Raw genomic sequence first — 14,156 nt, 5'->3', positions numbered from 1 at the left:
GCAAAAAGGGAGAGTTTCATGGCACTGGACAACGCATCCGATTTCTCGATGTCCCGCAAAGCGATGAAGGCCGAACTGCTGGACGCGGAAACCGAATTGCAACTGGCCTATGCGTGGCGTGACAACCGCGACGAACAAGCACTGCACCGACTGATCACCGCCTACATGCGTCTAGCTATTTCGATGGCGGCCAAGTTCAAGCGCTACGGCGCCCCGATGAACGACCTGATCCAAGAAGCCGGTCTTGGATTGATGAAAGCCGCAGACAAGTTTGACCCTGATCGCGGTGTGCGGTTCTCGACCTATGCGGTGTGGTGGATCAAAGCCAGCATCCAGGATTACGTGATGCGTAACTGGTCGATGGTGCGGACCGGTTCGACCTCATCCCAGAAATCTCTGTTCTTCAACATGCGCCGCGTTCAGGCCCGCTTGGAGCGTGAAGCCGCCACCGAGGGGCAAGAGCTGGATCGGCATCAGCTACACCAGATGATCGCGACGGAAATCGGTGTGCCCTTGCGCGATGTGGAGATGATGGAAGGGCGTCTGTCCGGCTCGGATTTTTCGCTCAACGCGGTGCAGTCAGCGGATGAAGATGGGCGTGAGTGGATTGATGCGCTGGAAGATGATCGTGAGCAGGCCGCCGAGGCGGTTGAACATCGCCACGACACCGAGCAGCTGCGCGAATGGTTGCTGATGGCGATGCAATCCCTCAATGACCGCGAAAGATTTATCGTGCGTGAACGCAAGCTGCGCGAACCGGCCCGGACCCTTGAAAGCTTGGGGAATGAGCTGGGTCTATCGAAGGAGCGTGTACGCCAGCTTGAGGCCGCAGCCTTCACCAAGATGCGCAAGAACCTTGAAGCCCAATCGCGTGAGGTGCAACACTTCATCGCATGACAAGATTTGCGATTCTGCTGTGTGTGCTGGCGTTTACGGCCAGCGCTGTGCGCCCGGTCCAAGCCGGTGAGTTGATCCCCGAGGATGTCCTCGCAGCTATGCAGGATGCGGACGTGGTGATACTTGGTGAAATACACGACAACCCGCGCCATCACCTTGTGCAGACTGAGGCGTTGGGCGCGATCGCTCCGTCCGCGGTGGTGTGGGAAATGGTTACCGAAGAAGGCGCGCAGCGTCTGGCTCAGACCGCCGCCTCCAACCCCGAGGAATTGTCTCGGATCCTGCGCTGGGCGGGGTCGGGTTGGCCCCCACTGAGTATGTACTACCCAGTCTTTCAGGCTTCGGACGCGCCGGTCTATGGCGCCATGGTTCCACGCACAGCCGCGCGCGCCGCGATGGAGAAGGGCGCGGCCACGGCCCTCGGGGCAGACGCCGCGCGCTATGGCCTGACCGTTCCGCTGTCGCCCGAGGATCAGGCTGCGCGCGAGGCGGATCAACTGGCCGCACATTGCGATGCTTTGCCCGCCGAGATGTTGCCGCAAATGGTCTCGATCCAACGTCTGCGAGACGCGGTGCTGACCCGAGCAATCCTGCGCGCGGACGAGGAAACCGGTGGCCCGATTGCCGTGATCACCGGCAATGGCCACGCTAGGACAGACCGGGGCATCCCGACCTTTCTGTCGCGCCTGAAGCCAGGGCTGAAGGTCTTTGTTCTGGGTCAGTCCGAAGGAGGAGTGATCGACGGAACCTTTGATGCGGTGATCGACAGCCCGGAAATAGAGCGTGAAGACCCTTGCAAAGCGTTTGAGACGCAGAATTAACCGCTGGAACTACCCGGTGGCCTTGCCTAATGTCGGGACCGACCGGGACGGGAAGGGCTGAACATGCTGGCATCCAAACGTATTCTGCTGATCATCGGCGGTGGCATTGCGGCCTATAAGTCACTGGACCTGATCCGACGGCTGCAAGAGCGCGGCGCGCAAGTCACTCCCGTTTTGACCCGTGCCGCTGAGGAGTTCGTGACACCGCTGTCGGTCTCTGCACTTGCAGGTCAGAAAGCTTTTCGCGATCTCTTCGACCTGACCGATGAGGCCGAGATGGGGCATATCCAGCTGTCACGCTCGGCCGACCTGATCGTGGTTGCCCCAGCTACGGCGGATATGATGGGCAAGATGGCGGCAGGATTGGCCAACGATCTGGCCTCGACCCTGCTGATGGCCACGGACACGCCGGTTCTATGCGCGCCCGCCATGAATGTTCGCATGTGGGATCACCCGGCGACCCAGCGCAATCTAAAACAGTTGCAGCAGGACGGCATCCGCTTTGTAGGACCCAACGAGGGCGACATGGCCTGTGGCGAATATGGCCCGGGCCGGATGTCCGAACCGCTAGAGATCGTTGCCGCCGTCGAGGCGCAATTGGCCGACGGGCCGTTGAAGGGTAAACGCATCCTTGTGACCTCCGGCCCGACGCATGAACCTATTGATCCGGTACGCTACATCGCCAACCGCTCATCCGGGGCGCAAGGGACTGCCGTTGCCCGCGCCTTGGCGGCGCTTGGGGCCGAGGTGGTTTTTGTCACTGGTCCCGCCGACGTTCCGCCACCCCAAGGCGTGCAGGTCGTGCAGGTTGAGACAGCACAGCAGATGTCGGACGCAGTGGATGCGGCGCTCCCTGTGAATGCAGGTGTTTTTGCTGCCGCAGTCGCCGACTGGAAGGTGGCCACAGCTTCGGATCGGAAACTGAAGAAGAGCCGGGATGGTCTGCCGTCGCTGGAGTTCGCCGAGAATCCCGACATCCTGAAACGCGTCTCGCAGATGGGTGCGGGTCGCCCTGAACTGGTTGTGGGCTTTGCAGCGGAAACCGACGATGTGATCGAAAACGCGACAGCAAAGCGCGCCCGCAAGGGGTGCGATTGGATCGTGGCAAACGACGTCAGCCCGGCAACCGGCATCATGGGGGGCTCGGAAAATGCGGTCGTCCTGATCTCGGATCAAGGGGCCGAGAGCTGGCCGCGCATGGGCAAAGACATGGTCGCCACGCGTTTGGCACAAAAGATCGCCGACGCACTGGCCGGATAAGACAGAAGGAATACAGATGGTAGCTATCCGCGTGATTCGGGAAGTGGGTGCAGACGTTTCTGTGCCCCTGCCGTCATATGAGACCTCGGGCGCGGCCGGTGCTGATGTGCGCGCCAACCTGCCCGAAGGCGCGTCGATTTTCCTGGAGCCGGGGCAGCGCGCCCTTGTCCCCACCGGCCTGCGAATCGAGATCCCGGCGGGCTATGAGGTTCAGGTCCGCCCGCGCTCCGGGCTGGCCTTGAAGCACGGCATCACCCTGCCCAACACGCCGGGGACCATCGACAGCGACTATCGCGGCCCGCTGGGTGTGATCGTCATGAACGCAGGGCAAGACCGGTTCGAGGTCACCCACGGAGAACGCATCGCGCAGCTGATTGTAGCGCCCGTCGTGCAGGCGACGTTCGAACTGACCGAAACCCTTGGCTATACCGAGCGTGGGTCGGGCGGGTTCGGCTCAACCGGGCGCGGCTGATGCTGCTGGTTCTGGTCCTTACCGCGGGTCTGTGGGGCGTCGGCTATATCGCGGGCGTGTCCTGGACGGCGCGTGTGACCTCGGTCAGTGTGCTTATGGCCGGGGTGATCCTGTCGCATTTGGTTTTGCCAAGCGGTCATCCCCTGCGCGAAGCAACCGGAGGATCGGCGGCGCTGTGGCTGATGCTGGCCGGAGCGGCTGCTCTGGTCATGGTCTATGGCAAGGGGCTGAAAGCGCTGCGAAACCGGGCGCAGCCCGAAGCGGATCTGGCCGAGGTCAAACCCTCGGACCGGTTCACTGAGACAGAGCTAGACCGCTATGCCCGCCACATCGTTCTGCGCGAACTGGGTGGACCGGGGCAGAAACGGTTGAAAAAGGCGCGCGTGCTGGTGATTGGTGCCGGGGGTCTCGGCGCTCCTGCCTTGCAGTATCTGGCGGCAGCGGGTGTTGGCACGATAGGGGTGATCGACGACGACGTGGTCGAAAACGCCAATCTCCAGCGTCAGGTCATCCACCGCGATGCCGATATCGGAATGCCCAAAGTGTTTTCGGCCAAGCAAGCGATGGAGGCACAGAACCCCAACGTCACTGTCCTGCCCTACAATCGTCGTCTGAGCGATGATATCGCGAACGACCTTTTGGGCGACTTCGACCTGATCCTAGATGGCACCGACAATTTCGAAACCCGCTATCTGGCCAATCGCACGGCCGTTGCGTTGGGCAAACCGCTGATCTCGGGCGCGTTGTCTCAATGGGAAGGACAGCTGAGCGTCTTCGATCCGGCCAATGATGCCCCCTGCTACCAGTGTATTTTCCCCGAAGCCCCCGCAGCCGGTCTGGCCCCATCCTGTTCCGAGGCAGGCGTGATCGGCCCCTTACCGGGCGTGGTTGGGTCCATGATGGCGGTTGAGGCGATCAAGGTGATCACCGGGGCCGGCCAAGCGCTGCGCGGCGAAATGCTGATCTACGACGCGCTTTATGGTGAAAGCCGAAAGATCACCCTCTCCAAGCGCTCTGACTGCCCGATTTGCGGCGCCGGTGGTGAATAAACGCCGTGTTGCTCTGGATCATCTGACCGGCCCTTCCTAGGTTGTGGTCAAAGGAGATCAGAATGACCAACCCGATCCTGTCCGACTCGACCACTCCGTTCGAACTCGCCCCTTTTGCCAAGATTTCGGATGATGATTTCGCCCCTGCGCTGGATGAGGCGCTGCAGGCGCACAACGCGCAGATCGACGCGATCGCTGCAAACGCTGAAATCCCGAGTTTCGCCAACACGATCGAAGCGCTTGAGGCCGCGGGTGAGCAACTGGACAGAGTTCTGTCAGTTTTCTTCACAGTTGCGGGCGCGGACAGCAATCCGAAACGCGAGGAATTGCAGCGAGAATTCTCGCCAAAGCTGGCGGCGCATTTTTCGGGGATATCCTCGAACAAGGCGCTGTTCAAACGTATGGCCGACCTGTGGGCGCGGCGCGATGATTTGGGCCTAAGCGACGAACAGGCCCGCGTGCTGATGCTGTCTCATCGCGGTTTCGTCCGCGCCGGCGCGGCGTTGGAGGGCGAGAAGGACGCCCGGATGCAAGAGATCAAGGCGCGGCTGGCGTCACTGGGAACCTCATTCACTCAGAACCTGCTGGTGGATGAGCGCGACTGGTTCATGGACCTGTCCGAGGATGACCTGCAGGGCCTTCCGGATTTCGTTGTCGATGCCGCACGCGCGGCGGGTCAGGAAAAGGGCGCTGTTGGTCCAGTAGTCACCCTGTCCCGGTCGATCATTGTGCCGTTCCTTCAGTTCTCAACCCGCCGCGACCTGCGGGAAAAAGCCTATCGCGCCTGGACCGCGCGCGGGGCGAATGGTGGTGAGACTGACAACCGCGACATCGCCGCCGAAATCCTGTCCCTGCGTGAAGAACGTGCCAAGCTGTTGGGCTATGACAGCTTTGCCGACTACAAGCTTGAGACCGAAATGGCTCGCTCGCCTGACCGCGTCCGCGACCTGCTGATGCAAGTGTGGGAGCCTGCCAAGGCGCGCGCCGACGCAGATGCCGAGGTGCTGACCGCGATGATGCAGGAGGATGGTGTCAACGGCCCTCTGGCGGCATGGGACTGGCGCTACTACGCCGAGAAACGCCGCAAGGCCGAGCATGATCTGGATGAGGCCGCGCTGAAACCCTACCTGCAACTGGACCGGATGATCGAGGCCTCGTTCGCCTGCGCCAACCGTCTGTTCGGGTTGGAGTTCAAACCGCTGGACGTGCCGCTCTACCACCCCGATTGCCGGGCGTGGGAGGTGACGCGAGAGGGCAAGCATATCGCGGTATTCATTGGTGACTATTTCGCACGTGGGTCCAAACGGTCGGGCGCTTGGTGCAGCGCAATGCGAGGTCAGGCGAAGTTCCCCAAGGAACAGGCTCCGGTCGTGATCAACGTGTGCAACTTCGCCAAAGGCGATCCGGCGCTGTTGTCCTATGACGACGCGCGCACACTGTTCCATGAGTTCGGGCACGCCCTGCATCAGATGCTGTCGAATGTGACCTATGAAAGCATCTCGGGCACATCCGTGGCGCGCGACTTTGTCGAACTGCCAAGCCAGCTTTACGAACATTGGCTGGAGGTCCCCGAGGTTCTGGCCGAGTTCGCCACCCACGCGGATACAGGCGAGGCAATGCCGCAGGAAATGCTCGAGAAAGTGCTGAAAGCCGCGAATTTTGATCAGGGGTTCCAGACGGTGGAATATGTCGCCTCGGCTTTGGTTGACTTGGCTTTCCATGAAGGCGCTGCCCCGGCGGACCCGATGGCGAAACAGGCCGAGGTTTTGGAGGGCATCGGCATGCCCGCATCCATCGGCATGCGCCACGAGACCCCACATTTCGCGCATGTTTTCGCGGGCGATGGCTATAGCTCGGGCTACTACAGCTACATGTGGTCCGAAGTGATGGATGCCGACGCGTTCGAGGCCTTTGAAGAGGCCGGGGGTGCCTTTGATCCAGAACGCGCCAAAGCTCTGGAAGACAACATCCTGTCCACCGGCGGCTCGCGCGAGGCTGAGGAGCTGTATCTGGCCTTCCGGGGTAGGATGCCGGGTGTCGAGGCCTTGCTGAAAGGGCGCGGCCTGATCGCCGCGTAAACCTTTCTCCCCCGGTCCTAGGGGGGATCAATACCCCAGCTGGCGATCCACCAGATGCAAAAGCGGCTCGCCAGCTTCCCCGCGTCGGATATTTTCGACAATCACCTGCGCCGCCGTCACGGGCCGCGTTTCCGAGGCGATATGCGGCGTCACCGTCACGTTCGGATGCGCCCAATAGGGGTGATCGGCGGGCAGAGGCTCAACCCGGAACACATCCAGCGTGGCATGTCCGATCTGGCCTGTGTTCAACGCCTGCAATAGCGCGTCATCGTCAATCAGAGGCCCACGTCCCGGATTGATGATCCGCGCGCCTTTGGGCACCAACGCAAGGGTTTCGGCGTTCAAAGTGTTCTCGGTCGCCGGTGTATCAGGCAGCAACAGGACGGCGATCTCGGCCTTTGACAGAGCCTCTCGCAACCCGTCTTCGCCGCTCAGGCAGGTTACTCCGGGGACGTCTTTTGGGGTGCGACTCCATCCGGTGACGTTGAAATTCAATGCCGCCAGCGCTTGGGCCGCTTCCTGCCCCAATGCGCCAAGGCCCAGAATGCAGACCTGCCGTTCGTTCGCCAATGGCGGCGCGTCAGGCGTCCACACACCATCTTGCACTTTGATGTGCTGGTCCATCCCCAGATGATAGCGCAGCACGTGCCCCACGACCCATTCGGTCATGCCTTGGGTCAGCCCGTGATCCACCATCCGCGCCAATGGTACGGTCAGCGTTTCGTTCCCCGCGATCTTCTCGACCCCAGCCCAGAGGCTGAGGACCGCTTTCAGCTGGGTATAGGGCGTGAAATCCAGCAGCCCGCCGCTTGGGGCGTAGACGATGTAGTCCACCTCATCCTCGGGGAATTCGGTTGCCAGATTGAACGCGACGCCTGCCTTTTGCAGGCCATCGGTCAAAAGCGGCTGGTACACCGGCCAAAGCTCAGGACGTGCGGAGAACAGGATATTGAAAGGCATGGAGGGGCTTTCCGATCAGCGGGGGCGGTGGATATGGGCGCTTTGCACGACACCGAAGGCGGCCATCAGAACCAGCATGGCCGACCCGCCATAGCTGACCATGGGCAGAGGCACCCCGACAACCGGAGCCAGCCCCATCACCATCGACATGTTGACCGCAAAGAACAGGAAGAAGTTCAAGGCGATCCCCATGGTGACAAGCGATGAGAACCTGTCTTTGGTCGACAGGGCCGTGACCATGCAGAAGATCAGGATCAGCGCGTAAAGCAGCAACAGGGTGATGCCACCGACAAAGCCAAACTCTTCGGCCAATGTGGTGAAGATGAAATCGGTGTGTTTTTCAGGCAGGAAGTTCAGTCGTGATTGCGTGCCCTGCATGAACCCGCGCCCATTCCATCCGCCTGATCCCAGGGCGATCTTGGATTGTGTAATGTGATAGCCCGCGCCCAGTGGGTCGGTCGAGGGATCAAGAAACGTATCGATCCGGCGGAACTGATAGTCCTTTAGCAACTGCCACTCGGTCCCTCGGCTATTGAAGACGGCCGCAATCAGGCCAACGACCGCGGCGATCACGGCGGCGAAATAGGCCCAGTGTACACCGGCCAGAAACATCAGCCCTCCACCTGCGGCCAGCAGCAGGATCGAGGTCCCAAGGTCCGGTTGGCGCAGCACCATGAAGGTAGGGATCAGGATCAGAACGACCGGGATCAGAACCCAAAGTGGGCGTGAGGTTTTGTGCGAGGGCAGCCAATCGTAATAGGCCGCCAGCAGCATCACCAGCGCGACTTTCATCACCTCGGACGGCTGAAGGCGCATGAACCCAAGGTCGATCCAGCGCTGTGCGCCCATGCCGATGGTTCCGAACAGCTCCACAAACACCAACAGCGCGATTGAGGCCAGGTAAGCCAGTACCGACATGTTGCGCCAGAACCAGATCGGCACCAGCGCGACGATGAACATCACTGTCAGGCCCAGCCCGAAACGTTCGATCTGAGGCTCGGCCCATGGCATCCACGAGCCACCCGCCACCGAGTACAGCATCAAGAACCCTGCACTGGCCGTGCTGATCAGCAACAGCGTCAGTGGCCAGTTCATATATAGGAATTTACGGAACCCCGATGGCGTGGATTTGACCGCATATTCAAGATAGCTCATGCGCGGTCCTTCTCGCTGGGGCGCGCTTTGGGGCGGCGGTCGCCCTCGAGCCGTTTTTGCTGTTCCTTGATGCGCTCTCGATCTCCGGCCGGGTAGGCCTCGAGCGGGGGCGTGCCGTTGTAAAGCGCCTGAAGCATGATGTCGCGCGCGACCGGGGCCGCCGCTTTGGAGCCACCGCCGCCATGTTCGACCACAACCGCGATGGCGTATTTGGGCTTGTCGTAAGGCGCGAAGCTGACGAACAGCGCATGGTCGCGCCGTTCCCAGGGCAGGTCCTCATTGCGGATCACTCCTGCCGCACGTTCCGCTTTGGTGATGTTGCGTACCTGGCTGGTACCGGTTTTACCCGCCATGCGGAGGTCATCGGCGATGATCCGGCTACGATAGGCCGTGCCGCGCCGGTCGTTTGAGACCGACCACATCGCCTCGCGGATGTAGTTCAGATTGGCCGGACTGATCTCAAGCGGCTCACCCGCGCCCGTTGGCTGTTCGACCCCATCAATCGAGCGGACCAGACGCGGTGTCACGGCCCGCCCCGTGGCGATCCGTGCGGTCATCACGGCCAGCTGCATCGGTGAGGCCAGCATAAATCCTTGCCCGATCGATGCATTGGCCGTATCGCCGATCAGCCAGTCCTCGCCATGAGTGCGTTGTTTCCATTCCTGATTGGGCGCCAGACCGGCACGCACGGCGGACATAGGGATGTCGTGCTTGATACCAAGCCCGAGGGTCCGCGCCATTTCCGAGATTTTGTCGATGCCGACCTTGATCGCCACGTCGTAATAGTAGACATCGCAGCTGCGCTTGAGCGATGTATTGAGGTCCACCATACCGTGCCCCCCGCGTTTCCAACAGTGGAAGCGGCGGCTGCCGACCTTGAGGTGGCCAGGGCAATAGACGGTATTACCAGGACCAACGACACCGGCCTCAAGCGCGGCCAGCGCGGTGACCATTTTGAAGGTCGATCCAGGCGGATAAGTGCCCTGAACCGTCTTGTTGGCCAGGGGGCGATATTTGTCCTGCGTGAGGATCTGATAATCCGCGACCGAGATACCGCGCACGAACAGGTTGGGATCGAAACTGGGGGCCGAGGCCATTGCCCGCAGATCTCCGGTTTCGCAATCAATGACAACGGCGGCGGCGCTTTCTCCGGCAAGCCGTGCTTGAGCGTATTGCTGTAGGTCCGCGTCGACCGAGAGTTGCAGATCAGCACCCGGTTGGCCTTCCTGCCGGTCCAATTCGCGCATGACGCGGCCGGTGGCGTTGACCTCGACACGTTTGGAGCCTGCTTTGCCGCGCAGGTCGATCTCTTGCTTGGCCTCAAGGCCGACCTTGCCGATCTGGAACCGGGGGATGCGCAGCACTGGCTCGGGGTCTTCGATCTGGCTGAGGTCATAGTCGCTGACCGGGCCGACATAGCCGACGATATGGGCGAAATCCTCATAGCGCGGGTATTGCCGGGTTTGCCCGACCTCGGGCGTGACCCCTGGTAGGGCCGGGGCGTTCACCGCGACTTTCGAGATATCTTCCCACGTCACCTGATCGACCAATGTGACCGGCAGGAACGGGGCCGAGCGTCGCATTTCCGTGCGCGCGCGCTCAATCTCATCCTCGTTCAGGGGGATCAGGTCCGAGAGTTTGGCGATCACCTTGTCGATGTCACCGGCATCCTCGCGCACAATGACGATGCGGTAGGACGGTGAGTTCTGCCCTATGATCTGCCCGTTGCGGTCATAGATGCGCCCCCGCGTCGGCGGGATAAGGCGGATATTGATCCGGTTTTCTTCGGCTAGAAGACGATATTCATCCGCTTGATCGACTTGCATGTACCGCATGCGCGCGGCCAACCCGCCAACAAAAACCGCCTGCAGACCGCCAAGCAGCAGGGCCCGCCGTGGCAGACGTTTATAGGCGACACCCTCGCTTTTGATCTTGCGTTGTTTCATGCACGCGCCCCCGCAGCGCTGGCATCCGCGGCCGAGACGCGGCGCACGCCGAATACACTCTGAGACAGCAGCACAATGACCGGATAGGCCAGAATTGTCAGCACAAGCTGGATCATAACCGGTAACAAAGCCGCCTGGTCAACAGATAGGATCGCAAGGATGACCCGGTTGCCTAGAAACACGCCAGCAACGACGGCGCTGACGGACATCCATTCAGCCACAAAGCCCGCATCTCGCATCCCAGGTGCCGCAGACCGCAAGTAAGCCGCGCCCAGCACCACCAGTGCGGCCAATAGGCCCGGAGGGCGTTGCAGCAGCAGATCGGCCAGCAACATGACCAAAGCGACCAAAACGGTCGGCACATAGTCCGGCCGCCGAAGCACCCATGCAAAGGTCAGGACGATCAGAAAGTCCGGGAAAGGCCAGCGATCCGGTTTCGTATCCAGCGGCAGCAGATGCAGGAACAGAACAAACACCGCCAGCCCCCCATAAAGACCGCGCATAGCCCATTTATGAGAGGCTGGTTTATCCATCGCCAGCTTCCTCAGGTGACAACGAAGCGGCGGGGCGTGAGGGGCCAACGATCTGCCCCGGATCGCGGATCGTGGGGGCAGAGTTGTAGCGAAGAACGCGCAGAAACTCCAACCGTTCGAAATCGGCAGAGAGACGCACGCGCAGGCGGCCTCCGGGGTCGGCGGCGATCTGGCCGATCAGCAGGCCGGCGGGAAACACGCCGCCATCGCCCGAGGTCACGACCCGGTCGCCGGGGCGCACAAGCTCACGGTTTTCCAGAAACTCGACGGATGGGGCCGGGGTATTGTCGCCCGTGATCAAAGCGGTCTGGCCCGAGGGCTGGATGGTTGCGGGAATGACACTTGAGGCGTCAGTCATCAGAATAACGCGCGCTGTATCCGGCCCAACACCCGAGATACGGCCAACTAGCCCGATCCCGTCCATCGTGGCCCAGCCATCGACGATCCCGTCTCGCTCTCCTACATTCAACAGCACCGACTGCCGGAAGGGAGAGCCGCTATCGGCCATCACAACGCCGGTGACATAGGTCAGGCGCGGATCAAGCCGCACATTGTTCAAATCCAGTAGCCGCGCGTTTTCCTGTTCCAGCTGCAACGCTGCCTCTTTCCAGGCGCGCATCAGCCGCAGTTCCGAGCGCAGCTCGCGGTTCTGCTCGCTCAGGCTCTGATAGCTTTGGAAATCACGGAACAGGTTGACGGTTGCGGTGACCGGAACCATGGCCCAATCCATTGAGGGCACAACAGCATCTACAACCTGCGCGCGGAACCGTTCAACCCGAGGGCTGTCGATCCGCCAGACAATGAAGATGCCCAGCAGGCACAGCACAACGATCCCCAGAAGCAAACGCCTCAGTGGGGCCGTGTAGTCGTCGCGCTGTGATCGGTCTTTTGCCACAGGTTACCTTCCCGTGCTGCTCGGGCCGAGTTTACCCTATTTTCTAAAGGGTGCGCGCCTTAGCTTTCGTAGTCAATCGCGTGGCGCAGCTGTTTTTCGTATTCTAGCGCCTTGCCGGTGCCCAAAGCCACACAATTCAGGCTTTCATCGGCGATCGACACGGCCAGTCCTGTCTGTTCGCGCAGAGCAAGATCCAGATCCCCCAGAAGCGCTCCGCCGCCGGTGAGCATCACGCCGCGATCCACGATATCCGCGGCCAGATCGGGAGGCGTGGTCTCCAGCGCGGTCATCACCGCCTCACAGATTTGCTGGACGGGCTCTGACAGCGCCTCGGCCACCTGAGCCTGACTGATCTCGATTTCTTTCGGCACGCCGTTCAGGAGGTCGCGACCGCGGATATGCATCGACTGGCCACGGCCGTCGTCGGGCATGCGGGCGGTGCCGATGGTGGTCTTGATGCGTTCAGCGGTGGATTCGCCGACCAGAAGGTTCTGCTGACGACGCAGGTACGATATTATCGCCTCGTCCATACGGTCTCCACCCACGCGGACCGAGCGGGCGTAGACGATGTCGCCCAGCGACAGAACCGCGACCTCGGTGGTGCCGCCGCCGATGTCGACAACCATGTTGCCGGTCGGATCGGTGATTGGCATGCCTGCCCCAATCGCCGCTGCAATCGGTTCGGCAATCAGACCAGCGCGACGCGCGCCTGCGGACAGAACCGACTGACGGATCGCGCGTTTTTCAACCGGGGTCGCGCCATGCGGGACGCAGACGATGATCTTCGGCTTCGAGAAGGTCGAACGCTTATGCACTTTGCGGATGAAATGCTTGATCATTTCCTCGGCGGTGTCGAAGTCCGCAATGACACCTTCGCGCATTGGGCGAATGGCCTCAATCGAACCCGGTGTTCGGCCCAGCATCAGCTTGGCGTCTTCGCCAACCGCCAGAACCTTTTTAACGCCATCCTTGACGTGATAGGCCACAACCGAGGGTTCAGACAGGATCACACCGCGCCCCTTGACGTAGACCAGCGTGTTTGCCGTTCCAAGGTCGATAGCCATGTCCGCTGTGAACAGGCCGCCCAGATTGCCAAAGATCCCCATGTTTCCCCTGATCCTGTATGTCGGTTTTTCTACTGCCCGCGACTCGACGGTTCCGGGACGGATGACTTATAGGGTGCCAACTCGCCCGGTAAAAGGGCTGATTCCACGGCAATCAGCACCTTTTCGCCTCATTTGCAGGGACTTTAGAAGGCAACATGCTCTCATATCAACATATTTACCACGCTGGGAATCTGGCTGATGTGCAAAAGCACGCTTTATTGGCATGGTCGCTGTCCTATCTGACCCAAAAGGACAAACCGCTGACCTATGTCGAAACCCATTCGGGACGTGGGCTTTACAAGCTAGATTCAGATGAGGCGCGCAAGACCGGAGAAGCAGCCGCCGGGATCGAGCGGGTGCAGCGTGGTGCATGGTTTGGCGATGATCATCCGCTGGCGCAGGCGATCGAGTTGACCCGCGCGCGTTTTGGAGAGGCCAGCTACCCCGGATCGCCCCTGATTGCGGCTAGCCTGCTGAGGTCACAGGACAGTCTGCACCTCGCTGAATTGCATCCGCAGGAATATGCGGCATTGTCTCTGGCAGTTCCGGGGGGCAATACGCGCGTCTACAAGCAGGACGGGTATGAGCTGGCGCAGTCCCTGCTGCCGCCGACGCCCAGACGGGGTATGCTGTTGATTGACCCCAGCTACGAGGTGAAGGCGGAATACGACCGCCTGCCGGGGATCATCGCCAAACTGCATCGCAAGTGGAACGTCGGTGTGATCGCCTTGTGGTATCCGATCCTGAAAGATGGCCGTCAAAAGCCGATGGTGGATGCGCTGACGTCTCAAGATTTCCCGAAGGTGTTGAAACACGAAGTGACATTCCCCGCAGCGCGCAAAGGGCATGGGATGGTCGGGTCTGGAATGTTTGTGATCAACGCGCCCTTCGATTTGGATCAGGAAACCCGCAGATTGTCCGGGTTGTTCAAACAACTCTGAAGATGCGTTGAGGAGCAAGCAAAGCTTCCGCCCCGTTTGCCTG

At 61.0% G+C, this 14,156-nt stretch carries 13 protein-coding genes; 7 read left to right on the top strand and 6 right to left on the bottom strand.

What is annotated here, in order from left to right; translation table 11 throughout:
• The first annotated feature begins 18 nt into the window (after positions 1–18).
• The 6 genes from ACR0C3_RS09875 (at position 19) to ACR0C3_RS09850 (ending at position 6,577) form a co-directional block, all read left to right on the top strand.
• A complete protein-coding gene (locus tag ACR0C3_RS09875) occupies positions 19–897 on the top strand; it encodes an RNA polymerase factor sigma-32 (RefSeq protein ID WP_170378887.1) in 879 nt (292 codons plus the stop codon).
• The gene (locus tag ACR0C3_RS09870; protein ID WP_480758256.1) at positions 894–1,718 is read left to right on the top strand and encodes a ChaN family lipoprotein; all 825 of its coding nucleotides are present in this window, start codon (positions 894–896) and stop codon (positions 1,716–1,718) included. Before ACR0C3_RS09875 ends, ACR0C3_RS09870 begins: the two co-directional genes overlap by 4 nt.
• Positions 1,719–1,781: 63 nt before the next feature.
• Positions 1,782–2,978 (top strand): bifunctional phosphopantothenoylcysteine decarboxylase/phosphopantothenate--cysteine ligase CoaBC, encoded by a 1,197-nt coding sequence (coaBC, locus tag ACR0C3_RS09865; protein ID WP_480758255.1) that lies wholly within the window; start codon positions 1,782–1,784, stop codon positions 2,976–2,978.
• A 16-nt stretch (positions 2,979–2,994) separates the two neighbouring features.
• Positions 2,995–3,450 carry a dUTP diphosphatase gene (dut, locus tag ACR0C3_RS09860; RefSeq protein ID WP_480758254.1) on the top strand — a complete coding sequence of 152 codons (456 nt, stop codon included), beginning with the start codon at positions 2,995–2,997 and terminating at the stop codon, positions 3,448–3,450.
• Positions 3,450–4,499, top strand: a complete 1,050-nt coding sequence (locus ACR0C3_RS09855) for a HesA/MoeB/ThiF family protein (RefSeq protein ID WP_480758253.1) — start codon at positions 3,450–3,452, stop codon at positions 4,497–4,499. Before dut ends, ACR0C3_RS09855 begins: the two co-directional genes overlap by 1 nt.
• A 62-nt stretch (positions 4,500–4,561) precedes the next feature.
• A complete protein-coding gene (locus ACR0C3_RS09850) occupies positions 4,562–6,577 on the top strand; it encodes a M3 family metallopeptidase (protein ID WP_480758252.1) in 2,016 nt (671 codons plus the stop codon).
• Between the two features lie 27 nt (positions 6,578–6,604).
• On the opposite strand, the gene ACR0C3_RS09845 is transcribed toward ACR0C3_RS09850, so the two are convergent.
• Genes ACR0C3_RS09845 through ACR0C3_RS09820 form a run of 6 tightly spaced genes read right to left on the bottom strand, consistent with a single transcriptional unit; the run spans position 6,605 to position 13,172 of the window.
• Positions 6,605–7,537, bottom strand: coding sequence for a 2-hydroxyacid dehydrogenase (locus ACR0C3_RS09845; protein WP_480758251.1), 933 nt, complete (start codon positions 7,535–7,537; stop codon positions 6,605–6,607).
• Positions 7,538–7,552: 15 nt separating this feature from the next.
• Positions 7,553–8,692: a rod shape-determining protein RodA gene (gene rodA, locus ACR0C3_RS09840; protein WP_170462716.1), complete on the bottom strand. Its 1,140-nt coding sequence runs from the start codon at positions 8,690–8,692 to the stop codon at positions 7,553–7,555.
• On the bottom strand, positions 8,689–10,638 hold the full coding sequence (mrdA, locus tag ACR0C3_RS09835) for a penicillin-binding protein 2 (RefSeq protein ID WP_170642806.1): 1,950 nt from the start codon (positions 10,636–10,638) through the stop codon (positions 8,689–8,691). The genes rodA and mrdA overlap by 4 nt, the downstream gene beginning before the upstream one ends.
• Entirely contained in the window at positions 10,635–11,171 is a 537-nt protein-coding gene (locus tag ACR0C3_RS09830) for a rod shape-determining protein MreD (protein WP_480758249.1), read from the bottom strand. Before ACR0C3_RS09830 ends, mrdA begins: the two co-directional genes overlap by 4 nt.
• The gene (gene mreC / locus ACR0C3_RS09825) at positions 11,164–12,066 is read right to left on the bottom strand and encodes a rod shape-determining protein MreC (protein WP_170480731.1); all 903 of its coding nucleotides are present in this window, start codon (positions 12,064–12,066) and stop codon (positions 11,164–11,166) included. Before mreC ends, ACR0C3_RS09830 begins: the two co-directional genes overlap by 8 nt.
• A gap of 59 nt (positions 12,067–12,125) precedes the next feature.
• On the bottom strand, positions 12,126–13,172 hold the full coding sequence (locus tag ACR0C3_RS09820) for a rod shape-determining protein (protein WP_039523195.1): 1,047 nt from the start codon (positions 13,170–13,172) through the stop codon (positions 12,126–12,128).
• A gap of 155 nt (positions 13,173–13,327) precedes the next feature.
• On the opposite strand from ACR0C3_RS09820, the gene ACR0C3_RS09815 reads away from it, so the two are divergent.
• A complete protein-coding gene (locus tag ACR0C3_RS09815) occupies positions 13,328–14,113 on the top strand; it encodes a 23S rRNA (adenine(2030)-N(6))-methyltransferase RlmJ (protein ID WP_480758247.1) in 786 nt (261 codons plus the stop codon).
• The last annotated feature ends 43 nt before the right edge of the window (positions 14,114–14,156 follow it).

It is taken from the genome of Ruegeria sp. CK3, from assembly GCF_056536565.1.
This window is presented reverse-complemented; position numbering and strand designations above follow the sequence as displayed.

Bases quoted from the DNA above. Each gene is read 5' to 3' on its own strand.
- ACR0C3_RS09875 (WP_170378887.1), top strand. From the start codon at position 19: ATGGCACTGGACAACGCATCCGATTTCTCGATGTCCCGCAAAGCGATG.
- ACR0C3_RS09870 (WP_480758256.1), top strand. From the start codon at position 894: ATGACAAGATTTGCGATTCTGCTGTGTGTGCTGGCGTTTACGGCCAGC.
- coaBC (WP_480758255.1), top strand. From the start codon at position 1,782: ATGCTGGCATCCAAACGTATTCTGCTGATCATCGGCGGTGGCATTGCG.
- dut (WP_480758254.1), top strand. From the start codon at position 2,995: ATGGTAGCTATCCGCGTGATTCGGGAAGTGGGTGCAGACGTTTCTGTG.
- ACR0C3_RS09855 (WP_480758253.1), top strand. From the start codon at position 3,450: ATGCTGCTGGTTCTGGTCCTTACCGCGGGTCTGTGGGGCGTCGGCTAT.
- ACR0C3_RS09850 (WP_480758252.1), top strand. From the start codon at position 4,562: ATGACCAACCCGATCCTGTCCGACTCGACCACTCCGTTCGAACTCGCC.
- ACR0C3_RS09845 (WP_480758251.1), bottom strand. From the start codon at position 7,537: ATGCCTTTCAATATCCTGTTCTCCGCACGTCCTGAGCTTTGGCCGGTG.
- rodA (WP_170462716.1), bottom strand. From the start codon at position 8,692: ATGAGCTATCTTGAATATGCGGTCAAATCCACGCCATCGGGGTTCCGT.
- mrdA (WP_170642806.1), bottom strand. From the start codon at position 10,638: ATGAAACAACGCAAGATCAAAAGCGAGGGTGTCGCCTATAAACGTCTG.
- ACR0C3_RS09830 (WP_480758249.1), bottom strand. From the start codon at position 11,171: ATGGATAAACCAGCCTCTCATAAATGGGCTATGCGCGGTCTTTATGGG.
- ACR0C3_RS09820 (WP_039523195.1), bottom strand. From the start codon at position 13,172: ATGGGGATCTTTGGCAATCTGGGCGGCCTGTTCACAGCGGACATGGCT.
- ACR0C3_RS09815 (WP_480758247.1), top strand. From the start codon at position 13,328: ATGCTCTCATATCAACATATTTACCACGCTGGGAATCTGGCTGATGTG.